General features: G+C 54.8%; 22 protein-coding genes and 1 rRNA gene. 3 read left to right on the top strand and 20 right to left on the bottom strand.

The features are described from left to right. Positions 1-69 (bottom strand): 16S ribosomal RNA (locus tag AC07VY_RS17645); the annotation flags it as partial. A gap of 488 nt (positions 70-557) precedes the next feature. Here AC07VY_RS17645 and AC07VY_RS17640 point away from each other — a divergent pair. After that, a complete protein-coding gene (locus AC07VY_RS17640; protein ID WP_495098455.1) occupies positions 558-2,468 on the top strand; it encodes an ATP-binding cassette domain-containing protein in 1,911 nt (636 codons plus the stop codon). 87 nt (positions 2,469-2,555) lie between these two features. On the opposite strand, the gene AC07VY_RS17635 is transcribed toward AC07VY_RS17640, so the two are convergent. The 7 genes from AC07VY_RS17635 to AC07VY_RS17605 all read right to left on the bottom strand — a co-directional run bounded on the left by AC07VY_RS17635 (position 2,556) and on the right by AC07VY_RS17605 (position 8,884). After that, positions 2,556-3,653 carry a protein-glutamate methylesterase/protein-glutamine glutaminase gene (locus tag AC07VY_RS17635; protein ID WP_495098456.1) on the bottom strand — a complete coding sequence of 366 codons (1,098 nt, stop codon included), beginning with the start codon at positions 3,651-3,653 and terminating at the stop codon, positions 2,556-2,558. Positions 3,654-3,662: 9 nt separating this feature from the next. Continuing rightward, a complete protein-coding gene (cheD, locus tag AC07VY_RS17630) occupies positions 3,663-4,373 on the bottom strand; it encodes a chemoreceptor glutamine deamidase CheD (protein WP_495098583.1) in 711 nt (236 codons plus the stop codon). Between the two features lie 117 nt (positions 4,374-4,490). Next, positions 4,491-5,348, bottom strand: a complete 858-nt coding sequence (locus AC07VY_RS17625; RefSeq protein ID WP_495098457.1) for a CheR family methyltransferase — start codon at positions 5,346-5,348, stop codon at positions 4,491-4,493. Positions 5,349-5,361: 13 nt separating this feature from the next. Beyond that, a complete protein-coding gene (locus AC07VY_RS17620; protein ID WP_495098458.1) occupies positions 5,362-5,841 on the bottom strand; it encodes a chemotaxis protein CheW in 480 nt (159 codons plus the stop codon). Between the two features lie 45 nt (positions 5,842-5,886). Next, on the bottom strand, positions 5,887-7,980 hold the full coding sequence (locus AC07VY_RS17615; RefSeq protein WP_495098459.1) for a chemotaxis protein CheW: 2,094 nt from the start codon (positions 7,978-7,980) through the stop codon (positions 5,887-5,889). A gap of 36 nt (positions 7,981-8,016) precedes the next feature. Then, on the bottom strand, positions 8,017-8,379 hold the full coding sequence (locus tag AC07VY_RS17610; RefSeq protein ID WP_490591175.1) for a response regulator: 363 nt from the start codon (positions 8,377-8,379) through the stop codon (positions 8,017-8,019). A 58-nt stretch (positions 8,380-8,437) separates the two neighbouring features. After that, positions 8,438-8,884: a hypothetical protein gene (locus AC07VY_RS17605; protein WP_495098460.1), complete on the bottom strand. Its 447-nt coding sequence runs from the start codon at positions 8,882-8,884 to the stop codon at positions 8,438-8,440. Positions 8,885-9,052: 168 nt separating this feature from the next. On the opposite strand from AC07VY_RS17605, the gene AC07VY_RS17600 reads away from it, so the two are divergent. Together AC07VY_RS17600 and AC07VY_RS17595 are read left to right on the top strand one after the other, a co-directional pair. After that, positions 9,053-10,165, top strand: a complete 1,113-nt coding sequence (locus AC07VY_RS17600) for a hybrid sensor histidine kinase/response regulator (RefSeq protein WP_495098461.1) — start codon at positions 9,053-9,055, stop codon at positions 10,163-10,165. Then, positions 10,162-10,791: a response regulator gene (locus tag AC07VY_RS17595; RefSeq protein WP_495098462.1), complete on the top strand. Its 630-nt coding sequence runs from the start codon at positions 10,162-10,164 to the stop codon at positions 10,789-10,791. Before AC07VY_RS17600 ends, AC07VY_RS17595 begins: the two co-directional genes overlap by 4 nt. A gap of 26 nt (positions 10,792-10,817) precedes the next feature. On the opposite strand, the gene fliR is transcribed toward AC07VY_RS17595, so the two are convergent. The 12 genes from fliR to fliG all read right to left on the bottom strand — a co-directional run bounded on the left by fliR (position 10,818) and on the right by fliG (position 19,927). After that, the gene (fliR, locus tag AC07VY_RS17590) at positions 10,818-11,585 is read right to left on the bottom strand and encodes a flagellar biosynthetic protein FliR (RefSeq protein WP_495098463.1); all 768 of its coding nucleotides are present in this window, start codon (positions 11,583-11,585) and stop codon (positions 10,818-10,820) included. Positions 11,586-11,600: 15 nt separating this feature from the next. After that, on the bottom strand, positions 11,601-11,870 hold the full coding sequence (gene fliQ / locus AC07VY_RS17585) for a flagellar biosynthesis protein FliQ (RefSeq protein ID WP_495098464.1): 270 nt from the start codon (positions 11,868-11,870) through the stop codon (positions 11,601-11,603). Between the two features lie 12 nt (positions 11,871-11,882). Continuing rightward, positions 11,883-12,614 (bottom strand): flagellar type III secretion system pore protein FliP, encoded by a 732-nt coding sequence (gene fliP / locus AC07VY_RS17580; RefSeq protein WP_495098584.1) that lies wholly within the window; start codon positions 12,612-12,614, stop codon positions 11,883-11,885. Positions 12,615-12,636: 22 nt separating this feature from the next. Then, a complete protein-coding gene (locus AC07VY_RS17575) occupies positions 12,637-12,888 on the bottom strand; it encodes a flagellar biosynthetic protein FliO (RefSeq protein WP_495119496.1) in 252 nt (83 codons plus the stop codon). A gap of 80 nt (positions 12,889-12,968) precedes the next feature. Further along, the gene (gene fliN, locus AC07VY_RS17570; RefSeq protein ID WP_490591183.1) at positions 12,969-13,388 is read right to left on the bottom strand and encodes a flagellar motor switch protein FliN; all 420 of its coding nucleotides are present in this window, start codon (positions 13,386-13,388) and stop codon (positions 12,969-12,971) included. Beyond that, positions 13,375-14,382, bottom strand: a complete 1,008-nt coding sequence (gene fliM, locus AC07VY_RS17565; protein ID WP_490591184.1) for a flagellar motor switch protein FliM — start codon at positions 14,380-14,382, stop codon at positions 13,375-13,377. The genes fliN and fliM overlap by 14 nt, the downstream gene beginning before the upstream one ends. A gap of 22 nt (positions 14,383-14,404) precedes the next feature. Continuing rightward, complete coding sequence (locus tag AC07VY_RS17560) at positions 14,405-14,989, bottom strand: flagellar basal body-associated FliL family protein (RefSeq protein ID WP_495098466.1); 585 nt, start codon at positions 14,987-14,989, stop codon at positions 14,405-14,407. A 150-nt stretch (positions 14,990-15,139) separates the two neighbouring features. Then, positions 15,140-16,372 carry a flagellar hook-length control protein FliK gene (locus AC07VY_RS17555; protein ID WP_495098467.1) on the bottom strand — a complete coding sequence of 411 codons (1,233 nt, stop codon included), beginning with the start codon at positions 16,370-16,372 and terminating at the stop codon, positions 15,140-15,142. Beyond that, positions 16,369-16,836: a flagellar export protein FliJ gene (gene fliJ / locus AC07VY_RS17550; protein WP_495098468.1), complete on the bottom strand. Its 468-nt coding sequence runs from the start codon at positions 16,834-16,836 to the stop codon at positions 16,369-16,371. Before fliJ ends, AC07VY_RS17555 begins: the two co-directional genes overlap by 4 nt. Then, on the bottom strand, positions 16,833-18,212 hold the full coding sequence (gene fliI / locus AC07VY_RS17545) for a flagellar protein export ATPase FliI (RefSeq protein WP_495098469.1): 1,380 nt from the start codon (positions 18,210-18,212) through the stop codon (positions 16,833-16,835). The genes fliJ and fliI overlap by 4 nt, the downstream gene beginning before the upstream one ends. A 25-nt stretch (positions 18,213-18,237) precedes the next feature. Next, positions 18,238-18,948 carry a FliH/SctL family protein gene (locus AC07VY_RS17540; protein ID WP_495098470.1) on the bottom strand — a complete coding sequence of 237 codons (711 nt, stop codon included), beginning with the start codon at positions 18,946-18,948 and terminating at the stop codon, positions 18,238-18,240. Beyond that, positions 18,932-19,927 (bottom strand): flagellar motor switch protein FliG, encoded by a 996-nt coding sequence (gene fliG / locus AC07VY_RS17535; RefSeq protein ID WP_495098471.1) that lies wholly within the window; start codon positions 19,925-19,927, stop codon positions 18,932-18,934. Before fliG ends, AC07VY_RS17540 begins: the two co-directional genes overlap by 17 nt. Positions 19,928-19,948 lie beyond the last annotated feature (21 nt).

Here is a 19,948-nt window from a genome sequence, read left to right as displayed (position 1 = left end):
CCGTTCGACTTGCATGTGTAAGGCATGCCGCCAGCGTTCAATCTGAGCCAGGATCAAACTCTATAGTTCGATCTTGAATTTTTTGCCCCTGACTTTTACCGCCAGGGGCCACTCATAAATTGGAATCGACGCAAAACTCAACAAGTGAATTTCACATCTATTTACTTCATGAGCGTTTGTAGTGCCATGCACTAGTTCCGAAGAACTTGGCAATCGCATTCAAACGCCCACGCTTATCGGCTGTATATTTTTAAGGATCAGCCAGTCGACTTTTACATCAACCAGCTTGACTCACTGTGATCAGCGAAGCCTTGTATTCTAGCATGCTTTTTAGAGCATGAGAGCTAATTTTTTCTCCTTACCGCCAACTACGGGCCACCTAGGTGACCCTCATCAGGGTAGCCTTAGAGTATATACCGGATTTACACCGCGCCCCTCCATGCCACAAATTTAGTTGCTTAATCACGGAGCCGTGGTCCTACCGTTCAGCGCATCCTAAACCCTCCACCAGCAGTCATTCACGGGCACAAACCACGAGGCAGGATAATCGCCACAACATGGCACTCATTACCCTACTCGACGCCCAACTGGCTTTTGGTCACGTCGCACTGCTCGACAAAGCCGCTTTTTCACTTGAAACCACGGAGCGTGTGGGCCTCATTGGCCGCAACGGGGCTGGCAAGTCATCCATGCTCAAGATTCTGGGTGGGCTGGAAAAGCCTGATGACGGCACGATGCATGTACAGCAAGGCTTGCGCATTGCCTACGTGGCCCAAGAACCAGCCCTAGACCCAGAAGTCACCATCTTCAAAGCCGCCAGCGTAGGACTTGCCACCGTCATTGAAGCCCGGGATCTGTATCTTTCCGGCGCCGAAGGGGTAGACCTGGACGCATTGCAATCTCAAATTGAAGCCTTCGATGCGTGGAATTGGGAGCAACGCGTGGAAGAAACTCTGCACCGCCTGCATCTAGACCCCGAGGCCATCGTCGGAACTTTATCTGGGGGCACCAAAAAGCGCGTGGCACTCGCGCAAGCGTTGGTTGCCAAGCCAGACGTGCTACTACTTGACGAGCCGACCAATCACCTGGACCTGGACTCTATTGAGTGGCTGGAAGATCTGCTGATCGACTTCAAAGGGAGCCTGATTACCATCACCCACGACCGCAGCTTTCTGAACCGCGTCGCCACCCGCATTGTGGAACTTGACCGCGGCAAGCTCGGCTCCTACCCTGGCAACTTCGAACAATATGTACTGCAGAAAGAAGAGCAGCTAGCACAAGAGGCCGTTATCAGCGCAAAGGCCGACAAGCTACTGGCACAAGAGGAAATCTGGATACGCAAGGGTGTGGAAGCGCGCCGCACCCGCAGCCAAAGCCGCATCAGCCGCCTAGAAACACTGCGCAGTAGCCGTGCCGCGCGCCGAGAGGCACAAGGTAGCGTCAATCTGGATGTGGCGTCTGGCCAGTCCAGTGGCAAGATCGTGGCGGAGCTCACCGATGTCAGCAAGTCCTTCGGCGACAAGGTCATCGTCAAGGGCTTCAGCGACGTAATTTTGCGTGGTGACAAGGTCGGCTTACTCGGAGCCAATGGGGCGGGCAAAAGCACTTTGCTCAAGCTCATTCTGGGCGAAATCCAGCCAGATAGCGGCAAGGTACGCCAGGGCGCGAATTTGCAGATCGCTTACTTCGACCAGATGCGCAACGCACTGGATCTGGATGCCACACTGGAGGACTTCATCAGCCCCGGCAGCGAATGGATCGAGATTGGCAACCAGCGCAAACACGTCAAGAGCTATCTGAGCGACTTCCTGTTCTCAGCAGCGCGCGCCAATTCGCCGGTTCGCTCCCTGTCTGGCGGCGAACGCAACCGCTTATTGCTGGCCCGGTTGTTCGCACGCCCTGCCAACGTGCTGGTGCTGGACGAACCGACCAACGACCTGGACATCGACACCCTGGAACTGCTGGAAGACCTGCTGCAGAACTACGACGGCACGGTCTTCCTGGTCAGCCATGACAGGGCATTCCTGGACAACGTGGTTACCAGCATCATTGCCCATGAACCAGAGGAGCGCCCGGGCTTCTGGCGTGAATACGAAGGCAGCGTGCAAGACTGGTTGATCCAGAGCAAACGCGCCAAAATGATCGCAGAAACCAATAGGAAAAACACGCCACAGCGCGCGTCATATCAACATGTTTTGCTATCAAATACAGAGCAAAAATCAACAGTTACAACGCCCACGGCGGGAAAGGCCCGCAAGCTCAGCTTCAAGGAACAACGTGAACTGGACGGCTTGCCCGCCCAGATTAGCCAGTTGGAACAGGAGCAGGCCGCCATCAACGCGGAGTTGGCCGATGGCCGCATCTACTCTGCGGACGCCGCCAAGGCTACGGCCCTGGCACAACGCAACGCAGAGATCGACGAATTATTGTTAGCTGCGCTAGAACGCTGGGAAATGCTCAGCAGCTGATTGCTATGGTAATGATAGCCGCATGCGCAGATAGGATCTGCGCATGCGGCCGATTTCTTTAGCCATCCAGCATGACATTTGCCACCATCAAATGCGGTTGTGCAAACGGTCGCCACCAGCGCCCAGCTTGGCCAGCAACGCAGGGGCAATTTTGTCTAACGGCAGAACTTCATCCGCGGCGCCATGGGCAATGGCCTCGCGCGGCATGCCAAACACCACGCAGCTGGCCTCGTCTTGCACGTAGTTGTAGCTACCTTTGTCGTGCATTTCACGCATGGCGCGCGCGCCATCGTTGCCCATACCAGTGAGCATGATGCCGTAGGCATTCCGTCCGACCATCTCAGCACACGAGAGAAACAAAACCTCTACCGATGGGCGGTGTCGGTTAACGGGCTCGCCATCCTCCACAACCGCCACATAGTTCGCTCCGCTGCGCCCCACCCGGAAGTGCTTGCCGCCCGGCGCAATATAGGCGTGGCCTGGCAGTATCCGTTCACCATGCACCGCCTCCTTGACCGTGATCTGGCACAAGCTGTTAAGCCGGGCCGCAAAGCTGGTGGTGAAGCCAGGTGGCATATGCTGGGTGATCACAATAGCGGGTGCATCTGCAGGCATACGCACCAAAATTTCCTTAATCGCCTCAGTGCCGCCGGTGGATGCCCCTATACAGATCATTTTCTCTGTCGACAAACGCCCGATCAAGGTATTAGCAGGACGCGCTACCGGCGTAGGTGGAGCACCAATTTGTTCACCCAATGCCAACGCCGGAGGACGGCGGAACTGGGCCACCGATGCAACGCGCACCTTGTCCACGATTTCTGCAGCCAGATCCTTCAAACCGTTCGCCAAACCGATGCGAGGTTTAGCCACAAAATCTACAGCCCCCAACTCCAGGGCTCGCATAGTGACCTCTGCCCCCTGGGCCGTCATGGTGGAAATCATCACCACAGGCATGGGGCGCAGGCGCATCAAACGCCCTAGGAAATCGATACCGTCCATGCGCGGCATTTCCACGTCCAAGGTAATCACATCGGGATCCAGGCTGCGGATCATTTCCCGCGCAATCAAAGGGTCGTTGGCCGCACCTACGCACTCCATATCGGCTTGACGGTTGATGATTTCTGTCAACAAACTGCGCACTAAAGCCGAATCGTCCACCACCAACACACGGATCTTCTTCATCACCCCACCTGACTAAAACAAATCGACCGACCCACCCGAAGTGGACTTCACCACCGTAGCCACGTTGCCACGTCGCTCGGTCACCGCCTGGTCTGGATGCGCATGGGCCAAACGCTTCACCATGGCCTTACCTGTAACAGGGAAAAAGCATACCTTGCGCGGATAAATGTCCAACACATCTTGCGAGAGCAGCGGAATACGCTCCGTCTGCAAGTAATCAATTACAAACTGCGTATTGCGCTCGCCCACATTCATAGTGGTGAAGTTGGACATCACCTGACCGCCACCAAAAATCTTGGCCTGCATGGTTTCCCGGCGAGCTCCGCTCTTGAGCATCTCATTGATAAGCAGCTCCATGGCGTATGAACCATAGCGCCCCGCCCCCGAACCATCATCGCCATCAGGCAGCATGAAATGGTTCATACCCCCGACCTGAGCACGACTGTCCCACAGACATGCCGCAATGCAGGACCCCAGCACCGTCATGATGACCAGGTTCTCATCCGACACAAAATACTCACCAGGCAGTACCTTGACAGCATTGAACTGGAAGTGGTGATCTGCATAGAAAAAAGAAGCTTCACCCGGCTTGCGAGGACGGCTCTTCAACTGCTCCAGCGTGCAGTTACGTTCGCTCAACGGCCTGCCACCGGGTGTTGCGCCCACACGTGCGGCACGACGACGGTCGGCATCCGGCCCAATGGGGAACTCACCCGCCGCCATGCGCTGGGCGAGAGTAGGACCGGCAGTTCTAGGAATATCCATAGTCGTCAATCGTCCAACGCAATAGAGCCTACCGCCTGCATACCAAACCATGAACCGCCATGGGGCAAAAAGCCTTCAGCAGCGTTCATAACACGTCTTTCCACGCAAGATGAACAGGTCCCGGGACTCACTGAAATTTTCCGCATGACCCACAAACAACATACCACCGGGCTTCATGACACGATGAATGCGCTCCAGCACAGCACGCTGGGTTGCCGCATCAAAATAAATCATGACGTTGCGACAAAAGACAACATCAAACGGATCCCGAAACGGCCAGTCGTTGCGAATCAAATTGATACTAAGGAAATCAATCATGCGGCGCAGTTCTGGCTTGATGCGTACCAGACCAGCGTTTTCACCCTTACCACGCAGTAAAAATTTTTGCATGCGAGCCTGGTCCAACCCCTTGAGATTGTCCAGGCGATAAATGCCCTGAGCCGCCGATGCCAACACCTTGGAATCAATATCACTGGCCGCCAACTTGAACGCAGCGCCAGCGCCCAGGGACTCCATCGCGGTCATGGCGATCGAATACGGCTCTTCACCCGTAGAAGATGCACTGCACCAAACATTCCAAGGCGTTGCAGCAGGTCGAGACTTCAGCAAGGCAGCAAGCATTTCAAAATGGTGCTGTTCTCGAAAAAAAGCGGTGAGATTGGTGGTGAGGGCATTCACAAACTCCTGCCACTCGGGACCATCGGAACGCTCCAGCCACCCCAGGTATTCATGAAAACTGCCATGCCCCGTTTCACGCAATCTGCGGGACAAGCGGCTGTACACCATGGCATGCTTGCCATCATGCAACTTGATACCCGCATGCTTGTATATCAGCGACTGCACGCGCTCAAAATCAGCGTCCGTCCAAATGAACTCACGGCCCTCTGCAACAGGACCGTTACTGGCTGCAGCAGGTGAATAGCTCTGAAGCATGGAGGGGCGCGGTTCAGTCGGCAGACAAGGCCATATCGGCGCCGGACATCAGCCTCTCAATATCCAGCAAGATCAGCATCCGCTCATTGACCGAGCCCAGTCCCAATATGCAGCCGTTGTCGATGATGCTTTCGATATCCGGAGCAGACTTGATGCTGTCAGCCGCAAGCTCAAGCACGTCACTGACAGAATCCACGACGATACCCACAATACGGCTACGCAGATTCAAAATGATGACCACCGTAAAGCTGTTGTATTCAGCCTCCGAACAATTGAACTTGAGCCGCATGTCCACAATAGGCACGATGGTGCCACGCAAATTAACCACCCCTTTGATGAAGGTTGGCGCATTGGCGATACGCGTAGGAGGTTCGTATCCACGAATTTCCTGCACCTTGAGAATGTCGATGCCGTACTCTTCCTGGCTCAACCTAAAAGTCAAATACTCCCGTGCAGCAGTAGTCAAATCACCTGCTCGTTCCATTGCACCCATATCTCTCTCCTTCAAGGTCTAACAGTTTGTGCTTACGCTGCAGCATCAATGGCGCGAACGACGCACCAACGCACCAATATCCAGAATCAAAGCCACTTTACCGTCACCCATGATGGTGGCTCCAGAAACATTGGAGACTTTGCGGTAATTGGACTCGAGGTTCTTCACCACAACCTGGTGCTGCCCCAACAACTCGTTCACCAGCAAAGCCACGCGGCTGCCTTCTGACTCCACGACCACCATGATGTTGTTGGCCTTATCAGCATCAAGAATTGGCACCTGGAAGATCTTTTCCAGGGAGATCACGGGCATATATTCCTCGCGAACCTTCACCAATTGCGAGCCCTGTGCAACCGTACTAACCGACTCATCATTGACTTGGAAAGACTCCACTACAGATGACAGCGGCAGTATGTAGACCTCATCCCCCACACTGACTGACATCCCATCCATGATGGCCAGTGTCAACGGAAGGCGTACAGACACCTTCATGCCAAAACCTTCACTGGAATCAATATCAACAGTTCCGTTGAGCGAAGCAATATTGCGCTTGACCACGTCCATACCGACGCCACGTCCAGACACATCGGTTACGACATCAGCGGTAGAAAAACCTGGGGCAAAAATCAGCTGCCACACTTCTGAATCAGACATGCTGTCACTGACATCCAGTCCACGCTCTCGGGCCTTGCGTAGAATTTTCTCGCGCGACATACCACGGCCATCGTCTCGGACTTCAATCACGATAGAACCGCCTTGGTGCGCGGCAGACAAGGTAATCGTGCCATTTTCAGACTTGCCTGCCGCAAGACGTTCCTCCGGCATTTCAATACCGTGGTCGCAGCTATTACGAACCAAATGGGTCAATGGATCAGTAATCTTCTCTACCAAGCCTTTGTCCAGCTCCGTCGCTTCACCCTGAGTCACAAAATCCACCTTCTTGCCCAAGCGGTTTGCCAAATCACGCAGCATGCGGGGAAAGCGGCTGAAAACGATCGACATCGGAATCATGCGAATAGACATCACAGATTCTTGCAAGTCCCGGGTATTGCGGTCCAGATCCGCCAGACCTGCAAACAATTGCTGGTGCATGGCCGGATCCAGTCCCTGGCTGTTTTGGGCCAGCATGGCCTGGGTGATAACCAACTCGCCCACCAAGTTGATCAGTTGATCAACCTTTTTAATATCAACGCGAATGGTAGTGGCCTCAAGAGGCGTCTGAGCGGCCGCTTTAGGCTCTGCCTTACCCCCTTTGGGTCCATCCGCAGAGACGACTACAGCACGCTCCTCTGGGTGACCTGGCGCCCCCACAAAGAAACCATACTCCTCCTCTCCTGAGGACACTGTTGCAGCAGTAACCTCTGCAACCAGCGGTGTCGCCTCCGCCACGACAGCATTTGCTGCTTCAGCCCGATCACGAATCAAGACTTTTTCTTTGGCAACATGAAACACAAACAAATCGAGCAAATCTGCATCTGAAGACGTCGTTTCAACCGCAAAAACACGGGTGTCAGGCTGATCGCTCGGCAAACTGGTCACGGAACCCAGGCCTGGAATATCTCTGAACAACTCCTGCACAGGATCAGCTTGCTCTGGACGTTCCAGTGGACCAATCCGAATCTCCAAGGAGCGGGTTCCACTTGGCTTGCTACTGGCCATAGGGGCCACGGCAACAGCTGGTACAGCGGGAGCAGGCGCGGCCACGGCTGGAGGCGGGACTTCACCAGCAGCCAGTATGCTGATTCGCTTGACCAAAGCAGACGTAGAAACCGCCGTCCCCTCGCCACCTGCTTGGTGCCGCGCCAACAAACTACGCGATGCGTCTGCAGACTCCAGCAAAGCATCAATCATGGGGGGAATCAACTTCAACTCATGCCGCCGCAAACGGTCGAGCAAAGACTCCATTTGATGGGTCAGCTCGGCTACATCCGAAAATCCAAATGTGGCTGCACCGCCTTTGATGGAGTGGGCGCAACGAAAAATTCCATTGAGCTCTTCATCATCCGTATTAGCTAGGTCCAGATCCAGCAGCATCTGCTCCATTTGATCCAAATTTTCGCCAGCTTCTTCAAAGAATATTTGATAGAACTGCGTCAGATCAAAATCAGCGCCTGAACTCTCTTGGTGCATCTCAGCCATACAAACTCCTGTGTTGCCTTACCAAACCACCGTTGGTCAGCGAATAACTTTTTGAATTACTTCGATCAGTCGTGTGGGGTCAAAAGGTTTCACAAGCCACCCCGTCGCGCCAGCACTGCGGCCAGCCTGCTTCATCTGATCGCTTGACTCCGTAGTCAAGATCAGAATAGGGATGGTCTTGAACTTGGGATGCTCTCGCAGGAGCCGGGTCAGACCTATTCCGTCAAGCCGCGGCATGTTTTGGTCCGCAAGCACCAAGTCAATGGTATGGGACTGGGCCTTTTCGAAAGCATCTTGCCCGTCGACAGCCTCGATGACTTGATAGCCAGCCCCGGTCAACGTGAATGACACCATCTTTCGCATTGAGGGTGAGTCGTCAACGGCAAGAATCGAATACATGAAAAACTCCAGCTAAAGAAGAGAGTGCTCGTGGATGTTAAATACAGAGTTTGGGCGACTAAAAAAGCTCAACAGAGCCAGCGTCCATCTCGCTTTGAGTTACCGGGTTAGGGCGATCTGGAGACAACGCCTCAAACGGCGCGGCCTCTTCCCCTTCTTCTTGGCCCATGGTTTCCGACGCCAAACGAAAGGCACAACCTTGCAGCATCAGAGTGGTGTGCACAATCAATTGCGAGGCCATATCCTGAAACTGCAGCTCAGTAACTGCTGCGCGGAGATTGCTCCGAACGTCTTCTACCTCAGGAGTGTCAGGCAAAGGTACAGACTGCAGACCCAAATTCACGCTGTTGAAGCGAGTCATCAGGTTATCCATCGTATGGCTCAGCAGACCTTCCAACCGGCTGAGGTCGTGCATCACCACCATCAAAGAATCCTGCAGCTCAGCAACCAGCATTACCGGCAGCTTAACTACGGGTCCTGTAGATATGGAAGGCTCTGTTTGCATGTATTCTCCGTCGCTGCAGGAAAGCCCTTGGACAAATTGCCTCGTTATAGACGGATAGTAATTCTATTTCACATCCTGTTACCGAAAATCTGCAAAATCAATCGAACCAGCCCATCAAGCGTGGCTACTTCCGCGTATTTTTCACATCATTTTCAGTAAACGTACGGCATGCAAAACACCACCGACGTCCGTCCAATCCAGGTACTTCACCTAGAAGACTCCATAGTCGACCACGAACTGGTCGTCATGGCGTTGCGTAGACAAGGCTTGACGTGCGAGGTCTCCCGTGTGGAAACCCTCGAAGCCTTTGATAGGTTAACGCAAACATCAACATTTGACGTCATTTTGGCGGATTACAGGTTACCAGGCTTTACTGCAATAGATGCCTGGGACCACCTTCAGCAGCAACATGGTCCACCGCCCTTTATCCTGCTATCGGGTGCTATCGGTGAGGCTGCCGCAGTGGATGCCATCAGATTGGGGTTTAGTGACTACCTTTTGAAAGATGACATCAACAAGCTGGCGCACGTGATGGCCCGCGCCATTGAGGTGCGAGAAACGCGTATAGCCAAGGAGCGGGCAGATATGGAATTGGCCGCATCGGAACGTAAACTGGGCGAACTTGCAGAGCATCTGCAATCGTCCATCGAGCAAGAGCGTGCGGCTATTGCGCGAGAGGTACATGATGACATTGGCGGAGCTTTAGCCGCAGTAAAAATGGACCTGGCTTGGCTGGCAAGACACCACAAAGACGCAGCATCCCGAGGACATATTGGCTCGGCGCTGGAGATGTTACAACACGCTCTAGGCGCCAGCCAACGCATCATGATGAATCTGCGCCCGCCCATTCTTGACCAAGGATTGGTAGCCGCAGTCCAATGGCTGGCACACAGCTTTCAAAAACGGACAGGTATAGCGACATCAATACATGCCACCAGCGACAAGATGCATGTCAATAAAGACATTCAACTTGTCGCCTACCGCACGGCACAGGAAGCCCTCACCAATATATCCAAGCATGCAGAATGCAGCGCTGTCAGCATAGAGCTGACCGATGAAGAAGGCGTACTAACGCTGGAGATCGCCGACAATGGCAAGGGCCTGCACAAATCCTTCCTGGAAAAACCCAAGGCATTTGGCCTACGGGGACTGCATGAGAGAGCCAAAACCGTGGGGGGATGGCTGGACATCAGCAATCGAGGAGGAGTTGGCACCTCAATTATTTTGTCGGTCCCCCTACCTCACGATATGACAGAGATGCGAGTAGGGCAGCCCCCATGATCCATGTAGTTTTATGTGACGACCACGCTATGGTCCGACGCGGCATACGCGACATGCTGTCGGAGTCTGTCGACATCCAAGTCACGGGAGAGGCCGCAAGCTACGCCGAAGTACGTGAATTGCTGCGCACCACGGCATGTGATGTACTGGTACTCGACTTGAATATGCCCGGGCGAGGAGGCATGGAGGTGCTGGCCAGCCTGCGCGAAACCGATTCGCCCATAAAGGTATTGGTAGTTTCCATGTTCCCCGAAGACCAGTACGCCATTCGCTGCCTGCGAGCTGGTGCGCAAGGCTATTTAAACAAAGCCGGAGACCCTGAGGAACTAGTATTGGCGGTCCGGACAGTCATGATGGGCCGCAAATATGTAACACCTGAAGTTTCTCAGATGCTGATAGACAGCCTGTCCAAACCCCTACTGGAGCTGCCACACGCAGCCCTCTCCGAACGGGAGATGCAGACATTGGTGAAAATCGCCTCAGGCAAACGACTGTCGGATATTGCAGAAGAATTGCTGCTGAGCCCCAAAACTGTCAGTGTGTATAGGACCCGCGTACTGGAAAAGCTCAAACTGACGAACAACGCCGAGCTCACCGTTTACGCAATTCGCAACAACCTGGTTTAGTCGTGCCCCGCACCCCCATCTGACCATCATTTGGCAGTGAACAGATCGATAGCCTTTTCCATCAACGCCATCACAGGCTGGTCCAACATGGGCAAAGTAATAGTGACCCCCACGAGCCCCATAGTCAACGTGACCGGAAAGCCTATGGAATAAATATTCATCTGTGGCGCCACGCGGGAAATAACCCCCATGGCTAAGTTAACGAACAGCAGCATGCCTATCATGGGCAGAGCAATCCACAGAGCGCTAGAAAACAAGCTGGATCCCAAGGCATACAGCTTGATGTTCTGCAGGGTGTCAAAAAAATTGCCATCCACCGGGAAACTCTCAAAACTCTTGATCACCGCCATCAAGACGATCAAGTGTCCATTCATCACCACAAACAACAAAGTCGACATATGCCCCATGAAACGGGACACAGCGCTGACCTGGGCGTTGCTGGAAGGGTCAAAAAATGAAGCGAAGTTCAAGCCCATTTGCAAGCCAACCAACTCCCCGGCCAACTCTACCGAAGTAAACACTAACCGCACCGCAAAGCCAATTGACAAGCCCACGCCAACCTGCTGCACGACAGCCCCCAAGGCCTGGGGACTATTCAAGCTCACCAACGGTTGGCCTGCCAATCCGGCTTGCGCGGCGAAGGCTACAAAAAAAGCCAAGCCGATCTTTACCCGCTGGGGAATGGAACGAATTGAAAATACCGGCGCCACACTGAACAAAGCCAGGACGCGCAGGAAGGGCCACACGATGGGCGATAGCCATGCCGCAAGCTGCGCCTCGGTAAACGTAATCACCGGAGCAGCCCTTGCTTACAAAACCAGCGTCGGAATGGACTCAATTGTCCTGCGGATGTAATCAACCAAGGTCGCCAACATCCATGGCCCAGCAATCGCAAAGGTCAACATCGCAGCAATCAGTTTTGGGACAAACGACAAGGTTGCCTCATGGATCTGCGTAATCGCCTGAAAGATACTAACCACCAAGCCGACGACCAGAACCACCGCCAGAACCGGCGATGACACCAACAATAGCAGCCACAAGGCCTCTTGCCCCATGGTGAGCACCATTTGAGAGTTCATAGAAATCTTCGGTTACTGCACGAAACTGGCTGCCAATGAGCCAATCAACAAGTTCCACCCATCGGCCAGCACAAACAGCATCAACTTGAACGGCAATGCCACCAAAACTGGCGACAGCATCATCATCCCCAATGACATCAATACACTGGCCACCACAATATCTATCACCAGGAACGGGATGAAAATCATGAAGCCAATCTGGAATGCAGACTTCAGCTCACTGGTAACGAATGCAGGCACCAAAACACGGAGCGGGGCAGTTTCAGAGGTGACGCTTGAGTCAAGCCGGGCCAGCTTGGCAAACAAAGCAAAATCTGACTGTCGTGTTTGCTTCAACATAAACTGACGCACAGGCGCCTCGCCCTTATCCAAGGCTTGCTCAAACGTGAGTGCGTTGGTGGTGTACGGCAGGTATGCGTCTTGGTAGACGCGGTCAAATGTCGGTCCCATGACAAAGAATGTCAAAAATAAAGACAAGCCCACCACAATTTGATTGGGGGGGGTGGATTGCGTACCCAAGGCCTGACGCAACAAAGACAGCACGATAACGATCCGCGTGAAGCCCGTCATCATGAGCAAAATGGCGGGCAAAAAAGACAGCGCCGTAAAGAACAGTAACGTCTGGATCGGCACCGAGTAACTTACCCCCTGCCCCGGCGCCCCAATCAACAACGGCAAGGTGCCCGCCTGCGCATACGCCTGACCCGACACCAGGCTGCCGCTGATAAGGCAAACCCAGAACAACCAAAATCGAAACAAGCGCACCTTAGACACCACTCACGCCCTGATCATGCAACGAAGACGCTACAGCGGCATAGCTTGGCGGCGAAGCCACGAGAGGAGCACTGTGCAGACAGGTAATATTTTGAGTAGTAACCCCCAGAACCAGCCAAGTCCGCGCATTGTCCGGTCCAACCTCAACAGTAACCACCTTTTGCTGCGGGCCAACAGCCACGACAGACACCAAGCGGGAACCACTCACATTGACGGGTAGCCCTCCACCTACACGCCGCTGCATCCATTTGACCGCCAATGGCACCATCGATAACAAGGCGACAAACAGCACAACCACGAGCAAGGTCTGACCCATCATATGGATTACCCCTTGCTCAAACGCTTCAAACGCTCAGAAGGCGTGACCACGTCCGTCAAACGTATGCCGAACTTATCGTTGACCACCACAACCTCCCCTTGCGCAATCAAATAGCCGTTGATCAACACATCCATGGGCTCCCCCGCAAGCGCATCCAGCTCAACCACAGAGCCCTGGGCTAACTGCAAAATATATTTGATAGGCACCTTGGTGCGCCCCAACTCCACCGACAGGGTCACCGGAATATCCAAGACCATATTGATGTCTTGAGAGGTGCCATCCTTGCCTACCGCCGCGCCACCACCGAACAAAGGACCGCCTTGGTCATCGCCCTCTACTTTCGTATCCGACACTTTTTGCTCTTCCAGAGCCTCCGCCCAAGCGGCCATCGGATCGTCATCTTCCGGTTTTTCATCCGTTGCCATTTAATTCTCCCGGGACATTACTTTCATTACCACGCAAGCACTCTTCAATACGGATCGCGTACTTTGAATTGTGCGTTCCATACTGGCACTCAAATATAGGTACGCCACCAATGGAGGCCCGAATCCGCGGCTCCCGCTCCAGCTCGATGAAGTCTCCCGGCTTCATGCTCAGCAGTTGCTCCACCGTTGCTTCCGCCTGGGCCAGCTCGGCCACCAGGGTCACTTCGGCGGCTTGGATCTCCCGACTCAGCAAGGTAATCCAACGACGGTCCACCTCGACAGAATCACCCTGGGTAGACGAATACAGCACATCACGTATTGGCTCCAACGTCGAATACGGCATGCAAATATGAATGGCACCAGCGATGTCTCCAATTTCCAGCTGGAACACCGTAGACACCACAATCTCACTAGGCGTCGCAATATTGGCGAACTGAGGCTGCATTTCCGAGCGCTGATAGTCAAGCTCCAGCGGATATATACCGTGCCAGGCTTTCTTGTACTCGGCGCAAATCACATCAACCAACCGGTTGATCACGCGCTGCTCGGTCATGGAAAACTCACGACCTTCGATGCGTGTCTGGAATTTGCCTACGCCGCCATACAAGGTGTCGATGACACCAAAGACCAAGGATGGCTCGCATACGATCAGGCCACTGCCGCGCAGAGGGCGAATGGCCATGATGTTGAAATTGGTTGGCACCGCCAGCTCACGCAAAAAAGCGCTATACCGCCGAACCGACACGGTACCAACGGATACCTCGGGGCTTCTGCGGATGAAGTTGAACAAACCGATGCGAAAGTTGCGGGCAAAGCGCTCATTGACCACTTCCATGGTGGGCATCCGACCACGGACAATTCGCTCCTGACTGGAGATATCGTAGTTACGAATCTCCCCCGTCTCAAAAACCTCTTCAGCCGCTTTTTGACTCTCGCCAGTCACCCCTTCCAACAGGGCATCAACCTCTTCTTGCGATAAGAATGATTCACTCATGAAGCAGCTCCATGATCAGCCATCATTGGATGATAAAACTTGAAAACAAAATGCTTTGAATGGGGTTCGCAGCTGCGGTATGTTTCTTTTTAGCGGCCTTTTTCTTGGAAGCCGCATCAGCAGTCGCCTCCTCTGGATCCACGTCTTCTACCTCGTAGCCCAAGGGCGCAGAAACCGCGCGCAAGATGTCGTGCGCCAGCTTCTCTTTGCCTTCCTTGCTCAACAACTCTTCCGATGTGCGCTGCGAAATAAGTAACAAAATTGCACTACGTATGCTTGGCAAATAAGCTTTCACAGCATCCGACACATGCTGATCATCCACGCCGATGGTGACACCAATCTGGGCAAATTTCTCACCACCCGGATCGGCTAAATTCACAACCATATTGTCCATGGGCAGAAATACGGGTGGCGTCCCATGCTTAGCCTCAGCGTGCGCAGCCGGCGCAGCCTCCTCACCATCTTCCGCAGTCGCAGAGTGGCGTAAAAAGAAAAACCAACCACCACCCGCCAAAACCAAGATAAGCACAACCGCCACAATAATGACGATCATTTTTTTACCCTTGGGCTTGGGCGCAGTTGCATCAGCGGCAGCAGGTGCAGACACAGTAATTCCTTCCAGATAGGGTCAACAGCGATTGACCCTCAACACCAGTTCAATCGCATGACCCATTATTGAGCCACACGAAAGATGCGATAGCCAGATAAGCGCTGAAAAACAGCTGCAATCGTGTGGCTACCGGCCCATCAGCCTGCGCTATACAAACAAATCAACAGCACGCCCTGAACCCCGGGGCAGGGCCACAGGTCGGGTTACAACCTCTTCACGTGCCTGGCGGGTATTGCTTTGCACGGTTTCTGACGGTGCTCTACGCTCTCGGGCGCCCGTGTTTTCCGCGCCGGATGAACCGACCGACATACCCGAAAGCACCATTCCCTCGCTCTGCAACAAATCCTTCAGGTGCCCCGACGCGCCAGTCAAAAACTCACGGGTTTCAGCCTGGTCCGAACGAAAGGCAACGTGAGCCTCGTTGCCAGACAAAGAGATATGAACCTCGACAGGCTGAGAATCCCCCCCGTTGAACGTCAACTCAGCATTTTGCACCCCTTGCGAAATCCAATAGCTGACTTGGTCCGCCACAGCCCTCTCTGGACTCGCCTGGGACAAATCCACAGATTTTGACGCGCTCTCAAACTGCACGGTCGGCGTGAAATGCTGCAGAGCATGCCCCCCCTCGGAGGACTTGCCCGCTTCGCCGACCTTCGTGTCCACCGAGGCAAGCTTATGTGCCTCGGTAGTCTCCGTAACAGCTTGCATTGCAGAAGGCTCAACAACAGGCAACATGAAAGCACCGCCACCCAGACTACTCAAACGGTCTGCACGTGCATCCGCCGCAGTGCCCAGCATGGGTTTCGCGCCTCCTTTTAAGCCAAGCTCGGTGTCCGACTGCGCCAATTCGAAAGCCGAAGAGTCCTTCTTGGTCATGCGACTCTGGATCTGCTCGAACACCGACGCATAGTTAGCCATACCTACGGAGTTGGCCCGCGCATCTGCGGCCGAAGCCTGCGAACGCATATCTGCTGCAGCCGTAGCCACACCAGCCCCCGGATTCGCAACCAATGCAACCGACTCCGCACCCAAGCCATCTTGCGTTACCGCCGCATCGGCAGGGGCCGCATTGGCGGGCGGCACTGCCGGTGGAATGAAGCCCGCCATCGCCATAGCCGCGTCCGGGGTGGCGCCGTCTGCCACAGTCTTTTTGCCAGGCAACTTCTTGGCGGCCTTTTTGTCACCGACCGCGTCCGCATCTTTTGAGTCCTCGGTCTGCGATGCGTGATCCGACGACACCTCATCAGGCCTAGCATCCAGCCCATTCATGACCTCAGAGAACCCTTTGGATTCCTTCTCAGGCATCGTGGATTTTGCCGCGCTGGGCACAGCCTCGGCAACCCTGGGCACCGGAATTGCTGAAACACTTTCAATGCTCATGAAGTCACCTCACCAAACTGTTGATCCATCGATTTTCCAAAACGCTGCGCGGCAAACTCATCCGTTTGCTTTTGCTCACGACGACTCTGAGCACGATCCACCTCTTGCTGTTTTTTACGGCATATCTGCTTCAGTGTCGCCAAACGTATTTCAGCTTCAGCCAACTGCTTTTTTACGGCATCAACACGCCGAGCTTCCTCAGCCAGCATGCCCCGCTGCATCTGCATGGCCTGCTCCAGTCGCTCCATGAACTGGTAGTGGTGGCGCATCAACTCAGGTACAGCACAAGTTTGCGCCTGCACCATCCAGCGGTCTTCCGTCTCTTTGGCGTAGCTTTCCAGCTGATGCAGCTGATCGCGGGCCGCAATATAGCGCTGCTGCGCATGCCCCACCGCCTGGCTTGCAGCATCACGCTTACTACTGGCAACGCTCACCGCCACCGCCAAGGTCTTTAGCAACGTCATCTAGCGCCCGCCTGACGCGCAATGGCACGATCCATGCCCAGTACGCTTTGCTCCAGCGTACTGGAGACATACATGCCTTGCTGCAAGAATTCCGTCATACCCTCATTCAAACGGATGGCCTCATCCAAACCAGGATCCGACCCCATGGCGTAGGCACCAATTTGCAGAAGATCCCGCCCCTTCTGGTAACGTGAATTAATGATACGGAACCGTCTTGCCAACTCAAAGTGCTCTGGTGTTACCACGTTATGCATGACGCGAGAGGCAGACTGCTCTATGTCAATCGCTGGGAAGTGCCCGGCCTCGGCCAACGATCGCGACAGCACAATATGCCCATCCAGAATGGCACGGGCAGCATCGGCGATCGGGTCCTGTTGGTCATCACCCTCTGACAATACGGTATAGAACGCGGTAATCGACCCCACGCCATTGAGCCCATTCCCACTGCGCTCGACCAGCTGTGGCAATTTTGCAAAACAAGAAGGCGGGTAACCCTTGGTCGCAGGCGGCTCACCGATCGCCAGGGCAATCTCCCGCTGGGCCATCGCGAACCGGGTCAAGGAATCCATCAGCAGCAAAACATGCTGCCCTTTGTCTCGAAAATGCTCCGCCACTGCCGTCGCATAAGCGGCCCCTTGCAGACGCAGCAAGGGGGGCGCATCTGCAGGTGCCGCGACGACCACCGAGCGCGCTCGGCCTTCTGCCCCCAGGATGTCCTCGACGAACTCCTTGACTTCACGACCCCGCTCGCCAATTAGCCCCACCACAATCACATCCGCCTTGGTGTAGCGCGCCATCATGCCCAGCAAAACGCTCTTACCTACGCCAGAACCTGCAAACAAGCCGATACGTTGACCGCGCCCCACTGTCAGCATGCCGTTGATGGCACGCACACCCGTGTCCAACGGTTCCCGCACAGGATCTCGGTCCATGGCATTGATAGGCTGGCGGTCCAACGGTTCAGCAACGACATCCAGGATAGGCCCGGCGTGATCCAACGGCACGCCCTGCGCATCGACCACGCGACCCAACAAGCCGTCTCCTAGCGGCAATCGAAGCACACCAGCCGCGGCGGCAACCACGTCACGCGACGTATCGCCCAAGCGGGGAACAGAAACATAAGACGGAGCCGGCACCACGCTCGCACCACTACACAAGCCGTGCACATCGCCCGCAGGCATCAAATAAGCCCGATCATTGGAAAACCCCACCACCTCCACCAACACCGGGGCCGCACCATCCATCACGACATTGCACTGCGAGCCCACCGGAACACGAATACCTACAGCCTCCAGTACCAAGCCGGCCAATCGAGTCAGCGTGCCCCGCGCCTCCAACACGGTCCCGGCCTGGACGCGCTGCAATGCATCGTCCATGAAACGGCTCCAGACGCGCACATCTTCACGCGGCATCATCCGACTCCACCCAGGCAGATGCCAAACCCAATTGGGCAACGGCTCTCTCCCAGCGCTTCGACAAAGTGCCATCAATCACCATGCCACCAGACTCCACCAAGCACCCGCCGCGCTCCACAGATGGATCAGTCAGCCAAGTGACCGCAGGCAAGGAAAGCGCCTCTTTCATAGGAGCCTCCAGCACCACCCAGTCTTGGGGATGAAGCTTGACCACCGCCTTCTTGCCATCCATAACCAGCATGTCCAAGGCCTCACGCACCACCGGAATCAATGCAACAGGGTCCACACTCAGCTCCCGACGCACCACCTGCCGTGCCAAGCTGCAAGCAAGATCCAGAACCTGGCGGGCAATATCTTGCTCCACCTGTGCGAGCCGCTCCTGCATGGTTGAGAACAACTCAGCCAGCTTCTGCGCGGTTTCCACACCTTGGCTCTGCACAAAATCATCCAGTCTTTGGTTACCTTCGAGGGTAGCCTCCGCATGACCTTGGGCCAACCCAGCGTCATGGCCCTCGGCCCAGGCACGGTCAAGACGAACCTGTTCTGGCTCCTCCGGCTCAGCTTGTACAGGCTCCGGCAACTGCTCGATCACCAGAACAGGATCACCTACCGAACCAAATTGCCATTCCGCAACCGCGCCGATTTCCTCGCTGGGAATAAAGCGCGAATGGGAGCGGCTTTTAGACAAAGCTGTCATCACCACCCGATCCGATTACAACCTGACCTTCGTCCACCAGACGACGCACAATTTTGAGCACATCCTTTTGCTGGGCCTCGACCTCGGACAACCTCATGGGGCCACGAGACTCGAGATCCTCGCGCATGGTTTCGGCCGCACGAGTCGACATATTGGCCAGGATTTTTTCCTTCAACTCGGGGGATGCCCCCTTCAATGCCACGATCAAGGTCTCGGAAGCCACTTCCTTCAGCACCAGTTGGATGGACTTGTTGTCGAGCTTAATAACGTCGTCGAAGACGAACATCTTGTCCACAATCTTCTGTGCCAAATCAGAGTCGAAGCCCTTGATAGACTCAATCACGGTGCCCTCAATATTCGCACCCAGCAAGTTGATGATTTCCGCTGCCGTTTTGACGCCGCCGAGGGAAGTTTTCCGAATTTTGTCGCCACCTGCCAGCACCTTGAACAACACTTCGTTCAGATCCTTCAGCGCCGTGGGCTGGATACCTTCCAGGGTTGCAACGCGCAACAGCACCTCGTTACGCTGCCGCTCGGTCAGCTGCTTCAAGATGGCGGCCGACTGCTCATAGTCCAGATGGACCAGTATGGCAGCCACAATTTGGGGATGCTCGTTGCGCAGAAGCTCCGCCACAGACAACGGATCCATCCACTTCAAGCTTTCAATGCCGGATACATCACCGCCCAGCAAAATACGGTCGATCAGCAGAGACGCCTTGTCGTCACCCAAGGCTCGCCGCAGCACCGCCTTGACGTAGTCTCCGGTATCGGTCACCAGCAAGCTTTGAGCAGCCGCCGCATTAGTGAAACGCAGCAACACCTCGTCCACCTTGTCGCGCGTTACCGCCTTGGATTTGGCAATCGTTTCCCCCAGCTTTTGAACCTCCTTGGGGGAAAAATGCTTAAAAACCTCCGCAGCCTCTTCTTCACCCAAAGACATCAGGAAAATAGCTGCATCGGTGAGACCTTGTTCATCCATGGTGGTCTTTCAGTAAATGGC

This window comes from Rhodoferax sp. GW821-FHT02C08, assembly GCF_059421805.1.
The sequence above is the reverse complement of the archived record's forward strand: the minus strand, read 5'-3'. Positions and strand labels throughout refer to the sequence as shown.

Excerpts from the sequence above, each read along its gene's own strand:
- AC07VY_RS17610 (WP_490591175.1), bottom strand. The coding sequence starts at position 8,379 with ATGTATTCGATTCTTGCCGTTGACGACTCACCCTCAATGCGAAAGATG.
- AC07VY_RS17615 (WP_495098459.1), bottom strand. The coding sequence starts at position 7,980 with ATGGCTGAGATGCACCAAGAGAGTTCAGGCGCTGATTTTGATCTGACG.
- AC07VY_RS17625 (WP_495098457.1), bottom strand. The coding sequence starts at position 5,348 with ATGCTTCAGAGCTATTCACCTGCTGCAGCCAGTAACGGTCCTGTTGCA.
- fliG (WP_495098471.1), bottom strand. The coding sequence starts at position 19,927 with ATGGATGAACAAGGTCTCACCGATGCAGCTATTTTCCTGATGTCTTTG.
- fliQ (WP_495098464.1), bottom strand. The coding sequence starts at position 11,870 with ATGAACTCTCAAATGGTGCTCACCATGGGGCAAGAGGCCTTGTGGCTG.
- AC07VY_RS17540 (WP_495098470.1), bottom strand. The coding sequence starts at position 18,948 with ATGACAGCTTTGTCTAAAAGCCGCTCCCATTCGCGCTTTATTCCCAGC.
- cheD (WP_495098583.1), bottom strand. The coding sequence starts at position 4,373 with ATGGCGGCGGGTGAGTTCCCCATTGGGCCGGATGCCGACCGTCGTCGT.
- AC07VY_RS17605 (WP_495098460.1), bottom strand. The coding sequence starts at position 8,884 with ATGCAAACAGAGCCTTCCATATCTACAGGACCCGTAGTTAAGCTGCCG.
- AC07VY_RS17620 (WP_495098458.1), bottom strand. The coding sequence starts at position 5,841 with ATGGGTGCAATGGAACGAGCAGGTGATTTGACTACTGCTGCACGGGAG.
- fliM (WP_490591184.1), bottom strand. The coding sequence starts at position 14,382 with ATGAGTGAATCATTCTTATCGCAAGAAGAGGTTGATGCCCTGTTGGAA.
- AC07VY_RS17555 (WP_495098467.1), bottom strand. The coding sequence starts at position 16,372 with ATGAGCATTGAAAGTGTTTCAGCAATTCCGGTGCCCAGGGTTGCCGAG.
- fliN (WP_490591183.1), bottom strand. The coding sequence starts at position 13,388 with ATGGCAACGGATGAAAAACCGGAAGATGACGATCCGATGGCCGCTTGG.
- AC07VY_RS17600 (WP_495098461.1), top strand. The coding sequence starts at position 9,053 with ATGCAAAACACCACCGACGTCCGTCCAATCCAGGTACTTCACCTAGAA.
- fliJ (WP_495098468.1), bottom strand. The coding sequence starts at position 16,836 with ATGACGTTGCTAAAGACCTTGGCGGTGGCGGTGAGCGTTGCCAGTAGT.
- AC07VY_RS17640 (WP_495098455.1), top strand. The coding sequence starts at position 558 with ATGGCACTCATTACCCTACTCGACGCCCAACTGGCTTTTGGTCACGTC.
- AC07VY_RS17595 (WP_495098462.1), top strand. The coding sequence starts at position 10,162 with ATGATCCATGTAGTTTTATGTGACGACCACGCTATGGTCCGACGCGGC.
- fliI (WP_495098469.1), bottom strand. The coding sequence starts at position 18,212 with ATGGACGATGCATTGCAGCGCGTCCAGGCCGGGACCGTGTTGGAGGCG.
- AC07VY_RS17575 (WP_495119496.1), bottom strand. The coding sequence starts at position 12,888 with ATGCAGCGGCGTGTAGGTGGAGGGCTACCCGTCAATGTGAGTGGTTCC.